The following is a 19,166-nucleotide window of genomic DNA, read 5'->3' as shown; positions in this document are numbered from 1 at the left end:
AGCGCTTCATTCCGGGAGGCTTTCGAGGAAAAGGGAAGAGCAGAACCGCGTGGGGTGCGGAATCTACCCTTTCCCCCTCTTCCCGGAATGCCACGCATCGGGGCTGGCTGCTCCACGGGCTGGGAAGCGGAGCGTGCCCCGTTCAATCCTACGCGCCGCGCAGGGTCGCTTCGCGGCTTCTCTGGCTTCGCTACGGAACCGGGTAGACGCAGACGGCGAGCGCGCCGCAGCCGAACTCGACCGCGAGCTTGTTGCAGCCCGGCTTGAAGTCCGACCGATACATGGAATGGGTCTGGGTCCGGCTGTAGGGCCCATCGATGCCCACGCCGCTGTAGCTGATGGACACGGTGAGGCTGCCATTGCTCCCGGTGCCAGCAGGGATGAGCGTCGTGACGCTGCACGCGGTCTCCGTGCTCGCCTTCACCGGGATTCCCTCCCCGCCAATCTTCACGCTGGTGATCTTCGTCTCCCCGCTGTTGTCGAAGACCACGTAGGCGGTGGACGAGTTGTCGATGAGTTCGCCGTCCTTCAGCGTGAAGTCGCAGGCCCCGGGCGTCCAGGTGCCCTGCCGGTACTGGCCCAGGAACGTGTTGGTGCCGTTCTGGGGCTTGAAGCGCATGGTGGTGCCCTCGAACACGACCTCGTAGTCGGGCAGGTTGTGGTTCGCGTCCCAGCGGATCATCCGAGGGCTGATGAGCCGGCCCTTGTAGAGGCCCGCGGTGGGGGAGCCGGGCAGCTCGCACATGTACACCCGGTCCGACGACTGGCCCGCGATGCCGCCGTACGCGATGTCGGTCTGATAGCCGTACTCGCTGCCGTAGCGGTTCCAGATGCCGGTCACGACCATGCTGTCGCCGCCGGTGTCCGTGTCGTCATCACCGGCCACGCTGGTGTCACAGGCGCTCAGGGAGGTGGACAGGACGCAGCCGAGGAGGAGACGCGCGAGGGAAGAGTTCACGGGAGGGCCTTCGGTGGGGTGAGAGGGTTCGCGGCACCCCCATACCATCAAGGCGGCAAGCAGGCCTCAGGAGCAGTCCCTACGCGCCGCGCAGGTCCGCGGTCCTCAGGAACGCGGGCTTGCGCCGCGCGTGCGAGGCCTGCTCGTAGGCGTAGGCGAGCTTGAGCAACACGGGCTCGCTCCAGGCGCGGCCAATGAACGACACCCCCACCGGCAGCCCGTGCACGTCGCCCGCGGGCACCGTGATGGACGGATAGCCAGACACGGCCGCGGGCGTGGAGCTGCTGCCCAGCCAGTGGTCGCCCAGCACCAGGTCGATGGGACCCGCCGGGGCCTGCGTCGGCGCCACGAGTGCATCCAGCTTGTGCTTGTTCATCACCGCGTCCAGCCCTTCCGCGCGCGAGTACCGGCGGCAGGCCGCGAGCGCCTTCTTGTAGGCGGCGTCCGTGAGCGGGCCCTTCTTCTGCGCCTGGAGCAGCAGCTCCTGCCCGAAGTAGGGCATCTCGCGCTCGCGGTTCTTCTCGTTGAAGGCGATGAGGTCCGCCAGCGACCGCACCGGGGCGCCCTCGCCCAGCTGCGCGAAGTAGGCCTCCAGGCCCGCCTTGAACTCATACAGCATCACCTCCAGCTCGGGCTCGTCGAGCTTCGCCATGTTGGGCAGCACCACCGGGTCCACCAGCACGGCCCCCTGCGCCTTCATCAGCTCGAGCGCGCGCTCCACGATCGCGTCCGTGGCCGGGTGGTAGCCGAAGAACCGCTCGCGCGGCACACCGATGCGCGCACCCTTGAGCCCCTGGGGGTCCAGGAACTTCGTGTAGTCCGGATGGGCGCGGCCCTTGCCCGCGGCGGTGGTCGCGTCGCGAGGGTCCTCGCCCGCGAGCACGCTCAACAGCGCCGCCGCGTCCGCCACGGTGCGCGTCATGGGGCCCGCGGTGTCCTGGGTCGAGGAGATGGGGATGATGCCCGCGCGGCTGACCAGCCCCACCGTGGGCTTCAAGCCCACCAGCGAACACGCGGACGCGGGCGAGACGATGGAGCCGTCCGTCTCCGTGCCCACCGACACGGCGCAGAAGCTGGCCGCGGTGGCCGCGCCCGAGCCGGAGCTTGAACCGGAGGGCGTCCGGTCCAGCGCGTAGGGATTGCGGCACAGGCCGCCGCGTCCGCTCCAGCCACTGGTTGAATGCGTGGAGCGGAAGTTGGCCCACTCGCTGAGGTTCGTCTTGCCCAGGAGGACCGCGCCCGCGGCGCGCAGCCGCTCCACGATGAAGGCGTCACGCGAGGGGACGGCGCCTACCAGCGCGAGCGAGCCCGCGGTGGTCTGCATCTTGTCCGCCGTGGCGATGTTGTCCTTGATGAGCACGGGGATGCCGTGCAGCGGCCCGCGCGCGCCCTTTGACTTGCGCTCGGTGTCCAGCGCCTCCGCCAGCGTGAGCGCGTCCGGGTTCACTTCGATGACCGAGCACAGCGGCAGGTCCCCGGTGCGGTCGAGCGCGCGGATACGTCCGAGGTAGGCCTCCGTCAGCCCGCGCGCGGTGTACTTGCCGGAGTCCAGGCCCGCGCGCAGCTCCGCGACCGTCGCCTCTTCCAGCGCGAAGGTCCCGGGCGCGGCGGCGGCCGGCGCGGCGGCGCGCGCATCCCGGGCGGCCAGCGCCCCTGTCACCGCGGCGGCGGCCCCCAGGAGCGTGCGGCGGGAGAGACCCGCCGGGTTCACATCGGAGGCAGCCGTCTTCTTCGTCATGGAGCAGGCACCTGTTCTGGGAGGGGCGCCAAGTGGACCCGATTCCACCTCCAGGAGGAAGCGCCGCGGCGAGCCGTTGTGACAAGGCTGGCACAATCCCATCCAGGGGCGCTGTCAGGGGCGTGTGATACAGATTATGCCTCACCTGGAGATCCCCCCATGCATCTGCGTGCCCTTGCCTTGACCTGTCTCACCGCGCTCGCGGCCTGTGACAACACCCCCATTGAAACCGAGTCCGCGGAGGAGCTGGGCGTCAGCACCGCCGCGGAGACGGCGACCCGCCTCTACGCCACGGTGGGCAACAACGAGCTGAGCTTCGAGACGCTCGGCACCTTCGAGCAGCGCGACGGCGTCCGCGCGCTCATCCTCCGCGCCACCGCGAACCGCTACCTCGCGGACGTGCTCAGCTTCGTGCCGGACGACGCCTTCGGCGACGCGAACGTCATCAGCGAGCGCCGCTTCGAGATCGTCCTCCACGAGGGGCACGAGCTCAACACGGTGCTCTCCGGCCTGCCGCTCTTCGTCAAGGTCACCACCAACACGGGCACGCCGCGCGAGTACACCGCGCGCATCGTGGTGGCCCCGCGCTTCTACGACTTCCGTGGCGACTCGGGCATCTGGATCGACGAGGCCGTGACGCCCCGCTACGTCATCCAGGGCAACGACAATCTCCTCTACCGGGGCCACGCGTCGGTCTCCGGCTACGTGGACTGGCTCTCCGTCACGGCGCCCGACGGCATCCCGTCCGTCTACGGCCGGCCCAACTACAAGCTCGACTGGACGTACACGAAGCTGCACGAGGCCATTGATCCGCACACGGTCCCGCTCGCCTTCAGCGCGGGCGGCGACAATGGCGCGACGATGCAGAAGACCGCCCGGCTCGTGGCGCGCGTGACGGAGTTCGCGCTCACCGACGGCGATGCCTACGACGTCTGGCCCAGCCCGCCCTGCGACCCCGTCGTCTCCGCCTGCTACCTGTCGAAGCCCGCGGGCACGACGGACTTCAGCCAGTGCGGCACCTACCGTCAGGTCCTGCGCTGCACGTACTGAAGCAGTTGCCGTGAACGGGCCTGTTCCCTCATGGGTCTCCTGGGGGAGCGGGCCTTTCACCGGGAGTTGGGGTTCCTGCGCCGGATTCGCTAGAAACCCCTGCCGTGCCAACCCCCTCCCTCTCCCCGCGCAGCTTCGCGTCCTCCACGCTCGCGCTCTGGCTGATGGGGCTGGCCCTGTTCGGCATCTACACCGTGAGCGAGGCGCGGCTGCAGACGGACTCGCTGTGGTCCATCCCCTCCGCGGCCAGCATCCTCCACGAGGGCAACACCGACCTGGACGAGTTCCGGCACTTCTTCTTCCCGGGGACCGCGTACGCGCGCAACGAGGCGGGCGGCCACACGTACTACGTGTACCCGCCGGGCGTGATGGTCTCCGCGCTCCCGTTCCTGGCCGCCGCCGAAGGGCTCATCACCCTGATGGAGCCGGTGCTGCCCCGCCTGGGGACGTTCGGCGCGGAGGCGCTGGCCTGGCGGACGCTGTTCCGTCACACCGGCAGGGAGTACCTGGGCACCTTCGCCCGCACCGAGCAGCTCATCGCCTCGTTCTATGTCTGCGCCGCGGCGGTGGTGCTCCTCGTCACCCTGCGCAGGCGGGTGTCCCCGGGGGCGGCGCTCGTCACGGTGCTGCTCTTCGGGCTGGGCACCACGGCGTTCTCCACCGCCAGCCGGGTGCTCTGGCAACACGGCCCCGGGCTCTTCGCCATCGCCTGCGTCATGTTGCTCCTGGCCCGGCCTGAACAGACCGCGCGCACCGCGTTCCCGCTGGGCTTCTGGGTCGCGGCCGCCTACGCCTGCCGGCCCACGCACTCGCTCAGCGTCCTGGTGGTCACCGGGTTCATGGCCCTGCGCTACCGCCGCCAGCTGCCGGCCTACTTCGCGGGCGCGGCGCTCGTCGCGATTCCCTTCTGCGCGTACCACCTGTCGGTCTACGGCTCGCCGTTCTCGCCCTACTACCGTCACACGGTGGACCCGTTCGCTGGCCCGTTCTTCATGGCGCTGGCCGCCAACCTCGTCAGCCCCTCGCGCGGCCTCTTCGCCTTCTCCCCGTTCCTGGTGCTGGCCGTCGTGGGCTTTGTCCAGAAGTGGCGCGGCCGGAGCCTGGAGCCCTACGAGGTCGTCTTCGCCCTCATCGCGGTCCTGCACTGGGCGGTCATCTCCTCCTTCTTCATCTGGTGGGCCGGGCACTCCATTGGCCCGCGCTTCTTCACCGACGTGCTCCCGTACGTCGTCTACTTCCTCGCGTTCCCCGTGCAGTCGGTCCTGGAGGCGCCTTCACGGCACCGCGTCCTCACGGGCGTGCTGGCCGTGACGGCCGTGTTCAGCGTGTTCGTCCACTGGCGGGCATCCAATGCCTATGACGTCCACAACTGGAACTCCGTGCCGGTGAACGTGGATGCGGATCCTTCGCGCGTCTGGGATTGGAAGGACGCGCAGTTCCTTCGAGCCTTTCCCAAGGAGCCAACACCATGACGTCAGCGAAGCATCAGCCCATCCTCGCGCCCGGACTGCCCAAGCCCGTGGGCCCGTACTCTCCCGGCATGCAGCTGGACCGGCTGCTCTTCATCTCCGGACAGGCGGCGAAGGACCCGGCCACCGGCATCCAGGCCGAAGGCATCGAAGCGCAGACGGAAGCGGTGCTGCGCAACCTGGAGCGCATCCTCGTGGCCGGCGGCTCCAGCCTCCAGCACGTCCTGCGTTGCGGCGTCTTCCTGGTGGACATGCAGGAGTTCGCCCGGATGAACGCCGTCTACGAGCGCGTCTTCGCCGGTCACCGGCCCGCGCGCACCACCGTGCAGGTGTCCGCGCTCCCTGACGCGGGCCTGCGCGTGGAGATTGACTGCATCGCCTACGTGCCTTGATTCACCCGCATCCGGCTGGCAAGCGCCCTCCGGCTCAGCGCGGGAGGTCGAACTCCACATCCGCGCGGGCCCTGGACGTGGAGCACTGTCCCGACGAGGCCCCCGTCATGTCCAGGACGAGATGGCCCGCGAAGCGGGTGGCGTCGTTCACCCGCAGCTCCAGTGTCCCGGTCACCTGCTGGCGGACGTCGTCCTCCTGTATTTGCCCATAGCAGCCCGTGTGAACCCACGCCGCGCGGACGCCCGGACCGTGGGCTTCGCCCGGGGTGAAGGTGGGGTCGATCCCGGCCTGCACGGGGACCACCACCGCGCCGTCGATGCCGAAGGTCGCGGGCCCCGCGCCCAGAAGCGCCGTGTCGAAGCGCAGGTTGAAGCAGACGTTCGAATCGTCGAACAAGCCCCTGCCCTCGGTCTCCCATCCGCAGACCGCAAGACGGCTGACTTCCGGCGAAGCGGGGTCGTCCGGGGCGGTGAGGACTCCCTGCTGGACGTCACTGAAATACCTCCATTCCCCTTCGTACTCCGCCTGGACCGTCCCCAGCTCCCCCACGGGGTCATTGGAATCACAGGCAGGAAGTGACAACAGCCCCAGGGCGAGGAGTCCGCGGGGAGAGAAGGCGCGGGCGCAGCGGTTCGTCTTGGATTGAGGGCTCATTCGGGTTCCGGGGTCCCTTCCGTCCCCCAGGCTGTGGCGCGCACCATCGCTGATGTGGTGTCGCAAGTGAATCCGCGCCCCCACTCCCCTGCGCAACCAGGCCCGGGGGCAGCGTCCGTATTCCGTCGTGAAGCCCCGGGCCACCGGGGGCATCACCCTGGAGACCCCGTTGCAGACGTTTGACCTGTTCGCTCCCACCACCGAGGCGGAGCGCCACGCCCTGTATGCGCGCATGCGCGCGGAGTCAGGGCTCTGCCGCATCGCCCCCTTTGGCGCCTACGCCGCCGCCCGCTACGAGGACGTGCGCACCCTCCAGAAGGACGCGCAGCGCTTCTCCTCCGAAGCGCTCGCGATGACGGCGGAGCCGGCCTGGCTGGGCCCCAACCCGGTGGCGCAATCGCTTGTCACCCGGGATCCGCCGCGCCACACGCAGCTTCGCGCCATGGTCAACCGCGCCTTCGGTCCCACGGGCATGGCGCGGCTGGAGGCCCAGGTGCGCCACGAGGCCCTGACGCTGGCGGAGGCCGCGGTCTCCCAGCGCGAGGTGGACCTGGTGGACGCCTTCTCCTTCGTGCTCCCGCGCAACATCATCGGGCGGATGCTCGGCCTGGAGCCGTCCACCTTCACCGAGTTCAAGCGCTGGTCGGTGAACATGGGCCTCATCACCTCCGCCGTGCCGGCGCAGCACGCGGGCATCCGCGACACCGTGAAGGAGATGGAGGACTACCTCGGGGGCGTCATCACCGCGCGACGCCGCCAGCCGGGCGAGGACATGGTGAGCGACCTGCTGCGCGCCGAGGTGGACGGCCAGCGGCTCACCGACGCGGAGGTCCTGGCCTTCCTCTTCCTGCTGCTGCCCGCGGGCATGGAGACGACGGCGCAGCTCATCGGCAACGCGGCCATCCTCCTCGCGCGCCACCCTGAACAGCTGGAGCAGGCGCGGGCGGACCGCGCGCACATTCCGCGCTTCATCGAAGAGGTGCTGCGCTGCGAACCTCCCGCGCAGTTCGCCTTCCGCGTCGCCACGTCGGACGTGGAGCTGTCCGGGACGCCCATCCCGGCGGGCAGCCTGGTCATGGGGCTGGTGGCGAGCGCCAACCGCGACGAGCGCGTCTTCGAGCAGCCGGACGCCTTCCTCCCCGGCCGGGAGAAGGCAAGCCAGCACCTCTCCTTCGGCCATGGCATCCACTTCTGTCTGGGCGCGCAGCTCGCGCGGATGGAGGCCCGGCTCGCGCTGGAGGCGCTGGTCCCGCGCATCCGCGCCCTGCGCCTCGCCTCCCCCACTGTCGAATGGCTCCCGGGGCTCACCATCCACGGCCCCCGGACGCTGCCGGTGGAGCTGCTTCCGGCATGAACGACCGGGTTGCGGGACCCGCACCTGGAGCGACCCTGGGCCTTCACCCCTGGAAGGGGTGAGGGCTTCTTCGCCCCACCCTCCCCGCGTGCAACGGGCTTGTTATCGTGCGCGCCCATGAATGAGCCCACGGCCGTTACGGATCCACGCATCGGCTCGGTGTTGCAGGAGCGCTACCGCATCATCGAGCGGCTGGCCGCGGGCGGGATGGGCATGGTGTACCGGGGCGAGCGGCTGGAGGTGGGCAAGCCCGTCGCCATCAAGTTCCTCCACGCCTGGGCCGCCCGGGACGAGGACTTCCGGAAGCGGTTCCAGGTGGAGGCGCGAGCCATGAGCCGCCTCACCCATCCGTGCTGCGTGTCGGTCATCGACTTCGGCGTGGACCAGGAATCGCCGTTCATGGTGATGGACTTCGTCACCGGAGAGACCCTGCGGGGCACGCTGCGGGATGGTCCGCTGCTCCCGGCCCGGGCCCTGGGCACCGTGCGGCAGGTGCTCGCCGGCCTCGCCCATGCCCACGCGCAGGGCATCATCCACCGCGACATCAAGCCCGAGAACATCATCGTCACGCACGCGGAGGGGCTTGGAGAGCAGGTGCGCATCCTCGACTTCGGGCTGGCCAAGCTGCGCGACGAGGTCACGGGCCTGACCTCGGGGTTGATGCTGGGGACGCCGGCGTACATGGCCCCGGAGCAGATCCACGGCGAGCCGGTGGGCCCGCCCACGGACCTGTATGCCACCGGCGTGCTGCTCTACGAGCTGCTCACCGGGAAGAAGCCCTTCAACGCCACCAGCAACGCGGAGCTGCTGCGCATGCAGCGAGAGGTGACACCGCCCCGCTTGCGCGACGCCGTCCCTGACGCGGGCTTCTCCGCGGAGCTCGAAGCGACACTGGCGAAGGCGCTGGAGAAGGCCCCGGGGAATCGATTCCAGTCCGCCAAGGAGTTCCTGGCCGCGCTCGAAGCGGCCGGGGCGGGCCCGGCCGTGACGCCCGCGGCCGGTGATGCGCCAGAAGTGCCGCGCTCCTCGCCCACGCCAGCACGTCCCGGGGAGGACGCGCTCGCGACGCGGAACGTCCGGGCGCAGCCCCGCGCGACGCCCGTGGGCCTCCAGGCCGAAGTCCGCGCTCCGGAGCCCCTACCGGTGGCTCCGACGGAGGCCGTGGCCAGGAAGGAGGAGTCCGAGGCCACGATCCGCTCGGGCCCCATCACGTCCCCACCCGCCCGCAGCGGCGCGCGCCGGCTCGTGGGAGGCGCGGCGGTGCTCGGCCTGGCCGCGATGGGCCTTGGCTGGTGGGCGATGTCGTCAAGGTCCGCGTCTCCGGCGCCGGTGGCCTCGGAGCGCCCGTCGCCCACGGCCCCGGCGGTCGAGGACACACGGGCGGAGGCTCCGGCGTCCGCCACGGAATGGCAGCCCGTGGTGGAGCAGCTCCCGGGCATCGACGAGGTCCACCGGTTGATCAAGGCGCAGCGGCGCGACGCGGCCCTGGCGGCGCTGAAGAAGCTGGCGGCGAAGCACCCGACGAGCGCCTACGTCCGCTACCTGGAGGGGAACGTCGACTTCGACAACCTCCGCTGGGTGGATGGCGTGGCGGCCTACCGCGCGGCGCTGCGCAATGACGCCGCGTACCGCAACGCACCGGTCGTCATCCAGAACGCCATCCGCTGCCTCGTCAGCGACCGGTACCACGGCACCTGCCAGGACTTCCTGCGCCAGGACCTGGGCGAGGCCGCGGTGCCCGCGCTGGAGGAGGCGGCCCGCGAGCACCCCATGGCCAACGTCCGCTCCCGCGCCGCGTGGCTGCTGCGACAGCGCGGCCCCCAGTCCTCGACGGGCTCACGCTGAGAGGAAGCCATGCCCCTCAAGCGATACTTCACGCCCTTTCGCTGTGCCACCTACCTCCTGCTCCTGTACTGCGCCGCGCACACAGCGGGCGGAATGCTGGCGCAGGCGAGCCTGGGGGCGGAAGCCGACGCCGTGTTCGCCCAGATGAAGTCCGTGTCGTTCGACTTCAACGGGGCGGCCAGCACCTGGTATGGCTTCTGGTTCGGCTTCGGGATGATGGTGTCTGTCTTTCTCGTGTTGTCCGCCGTCATCGCCTGGCAGCTCGACAACGTGCCCGTGGATTCCTGGCGCGCGGTCTCGGGCATGGCCTGGGCGCTCGCGGTCGCGCACGCGGTGACGGCCCTCCTCAGCTGGAAGTACTTCTTCATGGGCCCGACCGTCTTCGGGATCGCCATCACGCTGCTGATGGCAGTCGGCACCTATCGAAAGGGTGCACGAGTGGCTGCCGCGCGGACCGCAATGGGTGGATGATGGGCGCATGTCGCCGCCTCCGGCCCATCCGTCCCTGACCTCACTGGTGCCCCCGCCGGGCGAGCTTCTTCGCACGCAGCGAAAAGCGGGCCGGTCCGCCGTGGTCGGCCTGATGCTCCTGTGGTGCGCCGCCTTCGTCAGTCCCTTCGTGACCTACCGGGCGGACGTGAAGGCCGCGGAGGGCGAATTGCTCGTCCACCTGTCGGACCGCGCGGGACTCCAGGCCCAGGCCCTGGGCGCGCACCTGGGCCTCTTGCGCTCGGAGCTGCAGCGGATGGCGGAGCACCCGTCGCTCCGGCCCGAGGATGGCGCCACGGGCCCCGAGGTGGCGCTCCTCGAGAACGCCTTTGGCCACACGTCGCTCTTCTCCGCGGGCGTCGCGCTGGTGTCCGCGGACGGCCAGCGCATCTGGAGCGACCCGGCGAACATGCAGCTCGGCACCACGCCGCTCGCCTCGCGCCCGTGGTTCCGGCGGATCGTGGAGAAGCGGGCCGCTTCGGTCGGACTGCTGGACGAGGAGGGCGGAGGGCTCGTCGCGGTCGCGGTCCCCATCGTGCGCGATGAACGGGTCGTGGGCCTCCTCGTGGGCGAGCTCGCGACGGCGAACGAGCTGCTCCCGGTGCATCGCGGGACGAACGAGTCCCTGGTTGCGCTGCTCGGCGAGCGCGGACGGCTCCTCCTGCCGGCCGCGCCCCCGCCCCTCCTGCGCCAGCCGGAGCTCGCCTCGCTCCTCCGCCCCATGGTGGATGCACCCGGGGCCGTGACGCTCGGAGGCACGCGGCTGCTCGGCGCGGCGGCGCTCGTCCCCGGAACCGACATGCTGCTCGCCGTGCTCGAGGACGAGGCGCGCGACCGCGAGCTGCTCAAGCGCCGCTACCTGGGCCAGCTCGGCTTCCACACCGCGCTGCTCGGCGGCGTGCTCCTGCTCTTCACGGTGCTCCTGCGCCGCTCCTATCGCTCGCTGATGGCGGCCGAAGAGCAGCTGCGCCGCCAGGAGACGATGGCGGCGCTCGGCACGGCGTCCTCGCTCATCGCCCACGAGGTGAAGAACGCGCTCAACAGCATGCAGGCCGCGCTCAGCATGATCCGCGCGAAGGGAGGCGAGACGACCCTGCCCGTGCAGGCGCTGCGCTCCCAGGCGGACCGGCTGGGCCACCTCGCCCGCTCGCTCTTGAGCTTCGCCTCCCCCCAGTCCACGCAGCGGCGCAGCTGTGAGATGCACCTGCTGGTCCAGGACGCGCTCCAGGCCGTGAGGCTGCTGCCGGAGGCCGCGGACGTCACCATCGATACCACGCTGCAGGAGGGACTCTTCGTGAAGGGAGACCCGACACTGCTGGTCTCCGCCGCGGACAACCTCATCCGCAACGCCGTCGAAGCCGGAGCCGTGGCGCACGACACCGGCCAGCAGCCCACACCCCGCGTCGAGGTCCAGCTGCTTCGCGACGGCGCGGAGGTGGTGCTCGTCGTGGAGGACAACGCGGGCGGCGTGCCCCCGGCCTTCGAGCCCCGGCTCTGGGAGCCCTTCGCGGTGGGCCGCTCGAAGGGCATCGGGCTCGGGCTTCCGATGGTGCGCACGGCCATCCGTGCGCATGATGGAGGAAGCGTTTCCTACCTGCGCGTACCCGGAGGCAGCCGCTTCACGGTCCGCCTTCCGCTCGAGAAAATGGCTTCATGAGCACCTCCCTGCTGCTCGTCGATGACGACCGGACCTTCTCCTCGCTCGCGGCCTCCATGCTGAGCCAGGAGGGATTCCGCGTCCGGGTCGCGCGCTCGCTGCATGAGACGCGCGTCGCGCTCGCCGCCGAGGCGCCCGACCTCGTCGTGCTGGACCGGCGGCTGCCGGACGGAGACGGGCTCGTCTTCCTGCCCGAGCTGCGAGCCCAGCTTCCGACGACCGTCGTGCTGATGGTGACCGCGCACGGCGACATCGAGAGCGCCGTCGAGGCCATCCGCGCGGGCGCGCGCGACTACCTCAGCAAGCCGGTGGAGATTGACGACCTGGTGATGCGCGCGCGCCGCGCGGCCAGCGACCTGCAACTCCAGGAGCGCCTGCGCCAGGCGGAGAGCGTCCTCGAGGGACGGCACCGGCTGGCGGAGTCCCGCTCGCCGGTGATGCAGCGCACCCTCCAGATGCTGGAGCGGATCGCCACCACGCCCAGAAGCCCCGTGCTGCTGCTCGGAGAGACGGGGACGGGGAAGGCGGTGCTCGCCCGTCATCTCTACGCCCTGCGCCAGAAGCAGGGGGCCTTCGTGCAGATCAACTGCGCCGCGCTCCCGGACACCATGATGGAGAGCGAGCTCTTCGGGCACGAGCGCGGCGCCTTCACGGACGCGAAGACGGCCCGGCGCGGGCTGGTGGAGCTGGCGAGCGATGGGCTCCTCTTCCTCGACGAGGTGGGTGAGCTGCCGCTCGCGCTCCAGGCGAAGCTGCTCACGTTCCTCGACAAGGGAGCCTTCCGGCGGCTCGGAGGCATGACGGAGCTCACGAGCACCGCCCGCATCGTGGCGGCCACCAACAAGGACCTGGAGGCGGAGGTCGCCGCCGGGCGCTTCCGCGAGGACCTCCTCTTCCGGCTCAGCGTGTTCCGGGTGGACGTGCCCCCCTTGCGCGAGCGTCGCGAGGACGTGCTGCCGCTCGCACGGACGCTCGTGCAGGAGCTCTGTTCGGAGCTCGGCCGGCGCCCGGTCCCCTTCTCTCCGGCCGCGGAGGAGCGCCTGGTGAGCTACCCCTTCCCCGGCAACGTCCGCGAGCTGCGCAACGTGCTCGAGCGGGCGCTCGTGCTCGAGGTCGGCCCCGCGCTCGAGCTGCAGTCGCTCGCCAAGGGCGGCGGCGCGCCGGCCCCGGCCGACCCCAACGCCTTCTCCGTGTCGGGCCCGCCCCGGCCGCTGGATGAGGTGGAGCGGCTGTACGTGCGGCACGTGCTCGAGCAGCTGGGAGGCAGACGCGTGGAGGCGGCCAAGGCCCTGGGGCTGTCCTACCCGACCTTCCTCCGCCGCCTGGAGGAGGCCTCCTCCTCGGAATGACAGAGTTAAAATCTCTTTCATCGCCTGGCGAGGGGCGATTCAAGTTTCTTTCATTCCCCCTCCGTCCCGCCGCCGCGCTCTCGACGGAAGAGGGCTGATCCAGGTCGGCACGACGATTGCGTAGCCCCCGCTGTCACCCCGGGCCCTGGTCTGGCCCGGCAGAGATGACAGGGGAGCTCAAGCAATGACTTCGGATGTAAAGGCAGCAGAGGCGAGACCGTCGTTGAAGACGATCCTCGCCTCGGATTTGCCAGCTTCGCTGGTGGTGTTCCTGGTGGCCCTGCCCCTGTGTATGGGCATCGCGCTCGCCTCTGGAGCGCCCATCATGGCGGGCCTCATTGCCGGCGTCGTCGGTGGCCTGGTGGTGGGCCTGCTGGGCGGCGTGCCGCTGCTCGTGAGTGGCCCCGCGGCGGGCCTCGCGGTGATGGTGTTCGGCTTCATCCAGCAGCTGGGCTTCGCCGTGACGTGCGCGGCGGTGGCCGCGGCGGGCCTCGTGCAGGTGGCGCTCGGCGGCCTGAAGGTGGCGCGGACGGCGCTGGCCATCTCGCCGGCGGTGATCCACGGAATGCTCGCGGGCATCGGCATCCTCATCGTGCTGGGGCAGGTCCACATCGTCCTGGGTGGCTCTCCGCAGAGCAACGCCTGGAACAACCTGCGGGAGCTGCCCGGGCAGGTGATGAACCTCCATGGCACGGCCACGGTGCTGGGCCTGCTCACGCTGGGCGTCCTCATCGCGTGGAACTTCCTGCCGAACGGCAAGCTGAAGAAGGTCCCCGGGCCGCTGGTGGCGGTCGTGGGCGGGACCGTGGTCGCGGCGGTGCTGAACGCGGACGTGGCCCGGGTGAAGCTGGCGGCGAACGCGCTGTCCGCCATCCAGCTGCCGGCGCTTCCGGAAGGCTCCATGTGGGGCGCCTTCATCGTGGCGGCGCTGTCGCTGGCGCTCGTGGCGAGCGCTGAGTCGCTCTTGAGCGCGGTGGCGACCGACAAGCTGCACACCGGCCCGCGGGCGAACCTGGACCGCGAGCTGCTGGCGCAGGGCGTGGCGAACACCGTCTCCGGTCTCGTCGGCGGTCTGCCCATCACCGGCGTCATCGTGCGCAGCGCGGCGAACATCAACGCGGGCGCGAAGACGCGCTGGTCGGCGGTGCTGCACGCGGTGTGGATGCTGGCCTTCGTGACGCTGTTGGGGGGCCTGGCGTCCTACGTGCCCCTGACGGTGCTCGCGGGCCTGCTGGTGCACGTGGGCCTGAAGCTCGTGAACCTGGCCCACATCCGGGAGCTGCGCCACCGCGGCGAGCTGCCCGTCTATCTCATCACCGTGGCCGGCGTCGTGGGCATCAACCTGCTCGCGGGCATCGGGCTGGGACTGGGCGCGGCCATCCTCCGGCTGCTGTGGCAGCTGGGCCAGGTGCGCGTGGAGACCCAGGCCGTCAATGGCACGCACCAGGTCTGCATCAGCGGAGCGCTGACGTTCGTCGGCGTGCCGAAGCTTTCGACGGCGCTCGCGAAGATTCCGGCGGGCTCTCGCGTTGAGGTGGACGTGGCCGTGAACACGCTCGACCACTCCGGCTTCGAAGCGCTGGAGAGCTGGGCGGACACGTACCGGAAGACGGGCGGCATCGTGAACATGGAGCCGCTCGAGGACGTCTGGACCCGTCGCAGCGCGCGTGCGGCCCCGTCGGCCGAGGCCGCCGCGCTCTCCCCTTCCTCCCCCGTTCATCACGTTTCGACTCTTTCTCCCGGAGGTGTGCAGTGAAGAAGCTCATCAGAGGTCTGCTCGATTTCCAGCGCCACACCCTGCCCTCGTACCGCGCGACCTTCGCGCGGCTCGCGAAGGGGCAGTCCCCTGACTGCCTCTTCATCAGCTGCTCGGACAGCCGCGTGGTGCCGAACCTGCTGGTCTCCACGGATCCCGGTGACCTCTTCACCGTGCGCAACGTGGGCAACCTCGTCCCCCCCGCGGTGACGGGCGGACAGCACTCCGCGGACCGCGGGGAGGCGGCGGCCATCGAGTTCTCCCTGGGCTTCCTGCCCATCGAGGACGTCGTGGTCTGCGGCCACTCCAGCTGCGGCGCGATGAAGGCCATCCTGGCCGGCGGCAACGTGGACGGCGCGCCGAACCTGGAGCAGTGGCTCGCGCACGGAGCGCCCTCCATGAAGGCGCTGCGGCAGAACAACTCCCAGGTGGGCGAGGGGCTGCCGGACGCGGATCGCCTCTCCCAGCTGAACGTGCTGGCGCAGCTGGAGCACCTGAAGACCTACCCCATCGTGCGCGACCGGCTCGCGGCGGGGACGCTGCGGCTGCACGGCTGGTGGTTCGACATCGGCGCGGCGCAGGTCCACGCGTACCGTGAGGACCTGGGCCGGTTCGTGCCCATCGATGAGACCGAGGGTGAGCGGCTGCTGACGTCACTGGCGGAAGAGCCGCCCGCGCTCCGCGCCGTGCAGTAAGGCGGCCTCGAGCCTGGATGCAAGAAGGGCCCGGCACCGGAAGGTTCCGGGCCCTTTGCTTTTCTCCCCTGTCGCCTAGAAGGGACGGATGTCCAACCTCCGCCCCTATCGCGATGTGGCTGACTTCGAGGCCATGAAACACCTCGTGACCCAGGCCTGGGCGGAGCGCGGCCCCCACGTGGAGTGCGCGGTGGGAGACCTGACCTGGCGCCTGCTGCGCAATGCACAGGTGCGGCCGGAAGAGGACATCGCCCTGTGGGAGCGCGCGCCCGGACACCTCGCTGGCTTTGCGTGGGCCTACGGCAACGGCGACGTGGACCTGCTCGGCCATCCGCTCGCACAGGCTGACGCTTTCGCGCGGGACGTGCTGTCCTGGGTTCGCGCACGCCACGCCACCCTGTGGGCGCTGGAGAGCAACGGCCCGCTGCTTGAGGCATTGCAGCGGCTGGGCTGCCAGCGCACCCCGAACGGCTGCTACCTGCACCTCGCGCTGTCACTCCACGCACGGCCACCCCCGCCGCCTCCGCTGCCCGCGGGCTACCAGGTGCGCGCGGTGCGAGGCCCCGAGGAGGTCGCCGCACGCGCCCTCGTCCACCGGCGCGGCTTCGGCACCGAGCGGATGACGACGCAGGTGTACGCGCGGCTCATGGAGGCGCCGCGCTACCAACCCACGTTGGACCTCGTCGCGGAGGCCCCCGACGGCAGCCTCGCGGCTTGCGCGCTGGGTTGGCTCGACGAGGCCAACGCCGTGGGCGAGTTCGAGCCGACAGCGTGTGTCCCGGAGCACCGGCGGCGCGGGCTCGTGCGCGCGCTCCTGTACGAAGGACTTGCGCGCATGCACGGGTTGGGCGCCAGGCAAGCCATTGTGTATGCCTTCGATGGCAACCCGGCCTCCGTCGCGCTCTACCAGTCCGCTGGCTTCAGCGTGGTGGACCGCAACCTCGGCCACGTCGTCCCAATCCCTTGACAGGCCCGGGCTTGCAAAGCCTTGCTGGCATCCACTGTGGCCCCGGTTGAACGATGGGCAGGGAGCGTGTCGCGATGGGTTTCTGGGACAAGCTTTTCGGGCGGGGCAATGTGGTCCGGGAGCAACGGGAGCCGGAGAAGAGTCCTCTGGAGGCCCGTGTGGCCAGGCTGCTCGAGGAGGGCGTGCAACTGGCTTCACGCCAGAGCTACGACGCCGCCGCGGAGCGCTTCAATGCAGTGCTCGTGCTCGCGCCCGACCATCCGCTGGCCCTCGTCAACCTCGCGGGCATCGCCCAGGACCGGAGCCACCAGGAGGAACAGGGCGCCAACCGGCCAGAAGTGATTGCACGGCTTGACCGCGAGGCCGCGGAGCTTTTCGAGAGGGCGCTCGCGGTAGCGCCTTCGCTGTCGGTGGGAGTCCGGACGCCCGTGCTCATCCGACTGGGCCGGCTGCACCGCCTGCTGGGTGAGCATGAGAAATCACGCGACACCCTGCTTCGCGTCGCGCGCGATGCCGAAGCGAGCGCCCAGGACAGGCAGACCGCCCGCGAGGAACTGACCACCACACATGCACGCCTCCTGGGTTTCCCTGAACGGAACCCGTCCGAGGCGGAGGCCAAGCGCTACGCCCGGCTCTGGCAGGAGGCCACCACGCCCATCAAGGGCCTGCTCGGGGACGACATGGACCGGCCCCTCTCCCAGGCCGAGGTGCGCCGATTCGAGACAGCGCGTCCGCTGCTCCAACAGGCCTTGGATTTGATCCCGGAGAACTGGGCCGCGGCGTGGACGTTGGGCATGGTGGAGCGCCGCCTGGGCAACGAAGCGCGCTCGCTGGAGTGTTTCATCCGGGCCTTCGAGCTCAACCCCTACAACCCGGACGTCTCCCGCGAGGCTTCAATCAGCGCGGGGCTCGCCGGGCGCATGGAGGACGCGGTGCGCTTCAGCGAGGCAGCACTCGATGTGGACCCGGCTGACGCGGGGCTGGTGGCCAACCTGGCCCTCAACCTGCTTCTGGCGGGGCGCGCCGCCGAAGCCCTGCCCCATGCAAAAGAAGCCGTGGCCCGCGCGCCCAAGGACCGCGTCTCCCAGGCGGTGCTCGCGTTGACCGAGCAGGTCGCCTCGGGGGCCCTGTCCGTCGAGCAGGCCCGGAAGAAGGCGCTGGGGAGATGACGTGTGAAGCTCCGCGGAGTGTGTCCAACTTCACTCGCATTGCTTGAATCCAGTGGATTCCAAGGTGAGGTATGCTTCAACCCGAAACATCCTCACCGGGAGACACACATGATGCAGACGTTGAAGAAGGCGAGCCGGGTGCTGTTCGCGATGGGCGCGGGTGCATTCGTTTCGTTTGGAGCCACGCTGGCGCTGTCCACGCCGGCGACCGCGGAGGCCTCGCAGGTGGAGTGCTACGCCGAGGAGTGCAACGCCAGCTGTGTGGCGAAGGGCTTCCGGCTGGGCAAGTGTTACAAGGCGGCTTGCACCTGCTTCTAGCCGCGTCCGTGGCGAGGCCCGGTGCCATTTCCGGCCCGGGCCTGGCCCACGCGTCCTACAGCTTGGACTCGAGCAGCGACTGGATGCTCTTCGTGCGGTCCTGCACGTCGTCGATTTCAGCGCCTCCTTGCCCATGACATCAATGGTGATGGCCTTGAGCGCCGCGATGAGCGGCACGAAGTACACCTTGGGCCAGCACTCTCCGCGCGACAGGTCCGTGCAACGTCGCGCGTCACGGTTGCTATGCGTGGCACCAGAACGCCACCAACCTGAGCGAACGCTGGGGCGACATCCAGCTGGACGAGGATCAGATCATGATCCAGTCACCCGGGACGTCGGACGTGACGATTGCCTTTATCGAAGCGGCGCTCGCGGACCCGGCGACTCCGGCCCTGGCGAGCTATCCGCCGTCCATCGGGACGGCGTGCGGCCTGGCGAACTGCTACGCGAATTCCTACACGACCGAGTACTGGGATGACCCGACGCTCAATGACAACCTCGCCACGGCCTTCGTGGAGATGTTGAATTGGGCGAAGGAGATCTATCCCGCGCAGGCCGCGACGTATCAGTCCATGCGCACCGCGTACGGTGACTTCCTGCGCCGCGCGCAGATGCCGCAACCCCAGCCTGCCTGGGCGCAGCAGTATGACAGCCAGATGCAGCCGCGCTGGGCGCGCAGCTGGGAGGCTCCGGCCATCGCGGGCCAGGAGAGCCAGGACGTCATGTGGGCGCTGCTTCGCCTCTACCAGCTGGACCCGGGCGTCCCGGCGAACCGCGCCGCGGTGGGCACCGCGCTCGCGTACCTGGAGACGGTGGACTACGCCAATGACACACTGCTCTCCCGCTACATCGAACTGGACGACACCGCTCCGTCAAACATCGGCTTCTACACGGTGAAGGCCGGCGGCTATCCCGCCCGGTTCTCCACCGCGCCGCCGACCTACCAGAACTACGCCTGGGAGGTCCCGTCGCAGCTCGCCGCCATCCGCGCGGAGCACAACCGGCTGGCCACGGATACGACCGTGATGAAGCGCTCCTGTCAGCAGCTGCGCGCCGACACGGCGCAGGCGGTGGACGCGGCCGTGAACAACGAGCGGTGGATCACCACGTACAGCCCGGCCGGTCCGCGCAGCGGCGCGACTCCAGGGGACTACCTGGACACGGCCACGTTCGTCCGGAACCTGCGCACGCTGGCCGAGTTCGTCACGCGCACGACGACTGACTGCACCGCGTGGAACTACTGAAACAGCGCGATTCACCCACGGTGTAGCCAGGGGCGTGGGTCGCCTCCCCGCCTCCTGTTTT

Annotated in this window: 17 protein-coding genes; 14 read left to right on the top strand and 3 right to left on the bottom strand. The window is 70.0% G+C overall.

The genetic code is table 11. The annotated features are described in order from the left end of the window. Nucleotides 1-190 precede the first annotated feature (190 nt). Together D7X96_RS05400 and D7X96_RS05395 are read right to left on the bottom strand one after the other, a co-directional pair. The gene (locus D7X96_RS05400) at nt 191-958 is read right to left on the bottom strand and encodes a hypothetical protein (protein ID WP_120546205.1); all 768 of its coding nucleotides are present in this window, start codon (nt 956-958) and stop codon (nt 191-193) included. A gap of 79 nt (nt 959-1,037) precedes the next feature. Further along, nucleotides 1,038-2,696 (bottom strand): amidase, encoded by a 1,659-nt coding sequence (locus tag D7X96_RS05395; RefSeq protein ID WP_121769157.1) that lies wholly within the window; start codon nt 2,694-2,696, stop codon nt 1,038-1,040. Nucleotides 2,697-2,855: 159 nt separating this feature from the next. Here D7X96_RS05395 and D7X96_RS05390 point away from each other — a divergent pair, with 159 nt between their 5' ends. From D7X96_RS05390 to D7X96_RS05380, 3 genes are all read left to right on the top strand, one after another. Then, nucleotides 2,856-3,746, top strand: coding sequence for a hypothetical protein (locus D7X96_RS05390; RefSeq protein WP_147468242.1), 891 nt, complete (start codon nt 2,856-2,858; stop codon nt 3,744-3,746). Nucleotides 3,747-3,850: 104 nt separating this feature from the next. Continuing rightward, nucleotides 3,851-5,218, top strand: a complete 1,368-nt coding sequence (locus D7X96_RS05385) for a hypothetical protein (RefSeq protein WP_121769155.1) — start codon at nt 3,851-3,853, stop codon at nt 5,216-5,218. Continuing rightward, complete coding sequence (locus D7X96_RS05380; protein WP_120546209.1) at nt 5,215-5,607, top strand: RidA family protein; 393 nt, start codon at nt 5,215-5,217, stop codon at nt 5,605-5,607. The genes D7X96_RS05385 and D7X96_RS05380 overlap by 4 nt, the downstream gene beginning before the upstream one ends. A gap of 34 nt (nt 5,608-5,641) precedes the next feature. Here the strand turns inward: D7X96_RS05380 and D7X96_RS05375 are convergent, their stop codons facing one another. Beyond that, the gene (locus D7X96_RS05375; protein WP_147468241.1) at nt 5,642-6,262 is read right to left on the bottom strand and encodes a hypothetical protein; all 621 of its coding nucleotides are present in this window, start codon (nt 6,260-6,262) and stop codon (nt 5,642-5,644) included. 169 nt (nt 6,263-6,431) lie between these two features. Between D7X96_RS05375 and D7X96_RS05370 the strand changes: the two genes are divergently transcribed. The 11 genes from D7X96_RS05370 (at nt 6,432) to D7X96_RS05320 (ending at nt 19,105) form a co-directional block, all read left to right on the top strand. After that, on the top strand, nt 6,432-7,616 hold the full coding sequence (locus D7X96_RS05370; protein ID WP_121769154.1) for a cytochrome P450: 1,185 nt from the start codon (nt 6,432-6,434) through the stop codon (nt 7,614-7,616). A 117-nt stretch (nt 7,617-7,733) separates the two neighbouring features. Then, nucleotides 7,734-9,461 (top strand): serine/threonine-protein kinase, encoded by a 1,728-nt coding sequence (locus D7X96_RS05365; RefSeq protein WP_120546211.1) that lies wholly within the window; start codon nt 7,734-7,736, stop codon nt 9,459-9,461. A gap of 9 nt (nt 9,462-9,470) precedes the next feature. Then, entirely contained in the window at nt 9,471-9,932 is a 462-nt protein-coding gene (locus tag D7X96_RS05360) for an LIC_13387 family protein (protein ID WP_121769153.1), read from the top strand. Nucleotides 9,933-9,939: 7 nt separating this feature from the next. Continuing rightward, nucleotides 9,940-11,607, top strand: coding sequence for a sensor histidine kinase (locus tag D7X96_RS05355; RefSeq protein WP_120546213.1), 1,668 nt, complete (start codon nt 9,940-9,942; stop codon nt 11,605-11,607). Then, entirely contained in the window at nt 11,604-12,956 is a 1,353-nt protein-coding gene (locus tag D7X96_RS05350; protein WP_120546214.1) for a sigma-54-dependent transcriptional regulator, read from the top strand. The genes D7X96_RS05355 and D7X96_RS05350 overlap by 4 nt, the downstream gene beginning before the upstream one ends. Nucleotides 12,957-13,140: 184 nt before the next feature. Then, nucleotides 13,141-14,712, top strand: coding sequence for a SulP family inorganic anion transporter (locus D7X96_RS05345; RefSeq protein WP_121769152.1), 1,572 nt, complete (start codon nt 13,141-13,143; stop codon nt 14,710-14,712). Continuing rightward, entirely contained in the window at nt 14,709-15,407 is a 699-nt protein-coding gene (locus tag D7X96_RS05340; RefSeq protein ID WP_120546216.1) for a carbonic anhydrase, read from the top strand. Before D7X96_RS05345 ends, D7X96_RS05340 begins: the two co-directional genes overlap by 4 nt. Before the next feature lie 88 nt (nt 15,408-15,495). Beyond that, nucleotides 15,496-16,374 carry a GNAT family N-acetyltransferase gene (locus D7X96_RS05335; RefSeq protein WP_121769151.1) on the top strand — a complete coding sequence of 293 codons (879 nt, stop codon included), beginning with the start codon at nt 15,496-15,498 and terminating at the stop codon, nt 16,372-16,374. 158 nt (nt 16,375-16,532) lie between these two features. Continuing rightward, complete coding sequence (locus D7X96_RS05330) at nt 16,533-17,543, top strand: tetratricopeptide repeat protein (RefSeq protein WP_158616117.1); 1,011 nt, start codon at nt 16,533-16,535, stop codon at nt 17,541-17,543. A 108-nt stretch (nt 17,544-17,651) separates the two neighbouring features. Beyond that, nucleotides 17,652-17,861: a hypothetical protein gene (locus D7X96_RS05325; RefSeq protein ID WP_120546219.1), complete on the top strand. Its 210-nt coding sequence runs from the start codon at nt 17,652-17,654 to the stop codon at nt 17,859-17,861. Nucleotides 17,862-18,175: 314 nt separating this feature from the next. Next, nucleotides 18,176-19,105, top strand: a complete 930-nt coding sequence (locus D7X96_RS05320) for a pectate lyase (protein ID WP_120546220.1) — start codon at nt 18,176-18,178, stop codon at nt 19,103-19,105. The last annotated feature ends 61 nt before the right edge of the window (nt 19,106-19,166 follow it).

Source organism: Corallococcus interemptor (assembly GCF_003668875.1).
GTDB lineage: Bacteria > Myxococcota > Myxococcia > Myxococcales > Myxococcaceae > Corallococcus > Corallococcus interemptor.
This window is presented reverse-complemented; position numbering and strand designations above follow the sequence as displayed.

Excerpts from the sequence above, each read along its gene's own strand:
- D7X96_RS05395 (WP_121769157.1), bottom strand. The coding sequence starts at position 2,696 with ATGACGAAGAAGACGGCTGCCTCCGATGTGAACCCGGCGGGTCTCTCC.
- D7X96_RS05360 (WP_121769153.1), top strand. The coding sequence starts at position 9,471 with ATGCCCCTCAAGCGATACTTCACGCCCTTTCGCTGTGCCACCTACCTC.
- D7X96_RS05380 (WP_120546209.1), top strand. The coding sequence starts at position 5,215 with ATGACGTCAGCGAAGCATCAGCCCATCCTCGCGCCCGGACTGCCCAAG.
- D7X96_RS05320 (WP_120546220.1), top strand. The coding sequence starts at position 18,176 with ATGATCCAGTCACCCGGGACGTCGGACGTGACGATTGCCTTTATCGAA.
- D7X96_RS05335 (WP_121769151.1), top strand. The coding sequence starts at position 15,496 with ATGTCCAACCTCCGCCCCTATCGCGATGTGGCTGACTTCGAGGCCATG.
- D7X96_RS05355 (WP_120546213.1), top strand. The coding sequence starts at position 9,940 with ATGTCGCCGCCTCCGGCCCATCCGTCCCTGACCTCACTGGTGCCCCCG.
- D7X96_RS05365 (WP_120546211.1), top strand. The coding sequence starts at position 7,734 with ATGAATGAGCCCACGGCCGTTACGGATCCACGCATCGGCTCGGTGTTG.
- D7X96_RS05390 (WP_147468242.1), top strand. The coding sequence starts at position 2,856 with ATGCATCTGCGTGCCCTTGCCTTGACCTGTCTCACCGCGCTCGCGGCC.
- D7X96_RS05375 (WP_147468241.1), bottom strand. The coding sequence starts at position 6,262 with ATGAGCCCTCAATCCAAGACGAACCGCTGCGCCCGCGCCTTCTCTCCC.
- D7X96_RS05345 (WP_121769152.1), top strand. The coding sequence starts at position 13,141 with ATGACTTCGGATGTAAAGGCAGCAGAGGCGAGACCGTCGTTGAAGACG.
- D7X96_RS05325 (WP_120546219.1), top strand. The coding sequence starts at position 17,652 with ATGATGCAGACGTTGAAGAAGGCGAGCCGGGTGCTGTTCGCGATGGGC.
- D7X96_RS05350 (WP_120546214.1), top strand. The coding sequence starts at position 11,604 with ATGAGCACCTCCCTGCTGCTCGTCGATGACGACCGGACCTTCTCCTCG.